Source organism: Streptomyces sp. WG7 (genome assembly GCF_049975785.1).
GTDB lineage: Bacteria > Actinomycetota > Actinomycetes > Streptomycetales > Streptomycetaceae > Streptomyces.
Genome location: NZ_JBNGGE010000144.1, coordinates 1 through 1,436 on the forward strand (window position 1 = coordinate 1; position 1,436 = coordinate 1,436).

General features: G+C 72.1%; 1 protein-coding gene. It reads left to right on the plus strand.

Annotated features, from left to right (window positions below):
• A partial coding sequence (locus ACP4J0_RS38415; protein ID WP_426604074.1) for a beta-ketoacyl reductase occupies positions 1 to 1,436 on the plus strand: 1,436 nt, incomplete at both ends.

Consider the following 1,436-nt stretch of genomic DNA (forward strand, 5'->3'; position numbering starts at 1 on the left):
GCCCCGGTGGTGTCGGTGGAGTCACTGGCGCTGCGCGCGGTCTCGCCTGACCAGATCGACACCGCACACGACAACCGACAGAACTCCCTCTACCGGCTCGAATGGACCACACGTCCCACCGGGCAGGAAACGACTTCGCCCTCTGTGGCGACCAGTTGGGTTGCGGTGGACGCCGGGGCACCGGTTCTGGACGGTCCGCGTCACACCGATCTCGCCGCCCTGGCCGGTGCACCCGACGCCGTGCCGGACTTGGTGTTCGTCCCCCTCGGAGAGGCCGAGGACGTGCTGCCGGAAGCGGTGCACGCCGGGGTCTCCGGCGCGCTCGCACTGGTGCAGGCCTGGCTGGAGGAGGACCGCTTCGCCGACTCCCGCCTCGTGTTCGTCACGCGGGGGGCCATGGCGGCCGACGACGCCGTCACTGTTCGTGACCTCGCCGGTGCGGCGGTCTGGGGCCTGGTCCGTTCCGCCGCGACCGAGCACCCCGGCCGGTTCGCCCTGGTCGACCTCGACGACCGGGCCCTGCCCACGGAGGCGGTGGCCGCCGCCCTGGCCGCAGGGGAGTCCGAGATGCTCGCCCGCGAAGGTGCGCTCCTGGTGCCGCGTCTGGTGCGTGCGGTGGCGGAGCCGGAGGCCGGGCCGCTGGTGCTGGACGGCACGGTGTTGGTGACGGGTGCCAGTGGTGCGTTGGGCGGGTTGTTCGCGCGGCATCTCGTCACCGAGTACGGGGTGCGGGATCTGCTGCTGGTGAGCCGGCGGGGCGGGGATGCCCCGGGTGCTGTCGAGTTGACGGCGGAGCTGGTTGAGCTGGGTGCGTCGGTGTCGTGGGCGGCGTGTGATGTGGCCGACCGGGATGCGCTGTCCGGGGTGCTGGACGCGATTCCGGCGGAGGCGCCGCTGTCGGCGGTGGTGCACACGGCGGGTGTGCTGGATGACGGTGTGATCGCGTCGTTGGATCGGGAGCGTTTGTCGGCGGTGCTGCGTCCGAAGGTGGATGCGGCGTGGAACCTGCACGAGCTGACGCGGGGCATGGATCTGTCGGCGTTCGTGCTGTTCTCGTCGGCTGCCGGTGTGTTCGGCAACGCGGGTCAGGCGAACTACGCCGCGGCGAACTCGTTCCTGGACGCGCTGGCTGCGCACCGCAGGTCGCAGGGCCTGGTGGGCACGTCGCTGGCCTGGGGCCTGTGGGACGGTGGCATGGCTGGCGGGCTCGACGCGGGTGAGGTGCCGAGGCTCGGCCGGGGCGGCGTTGGAGCGCTGTCGGAGGAAGAGGGCCTGGCTCTGTTCGACGCGGCTTCGGGTTCTCGGGGTGCGGAGTTCGTTCCGGTCAAACTGGACCTGAACGCGTTGCGTACGCAGGCGGGCGGCGGGATGCTGCCGCCGCTTCTGAGTGGCCTGGTCCGCGTCCCGGCCCGCCGCGCCGCGAAGGCCGGCGTCGT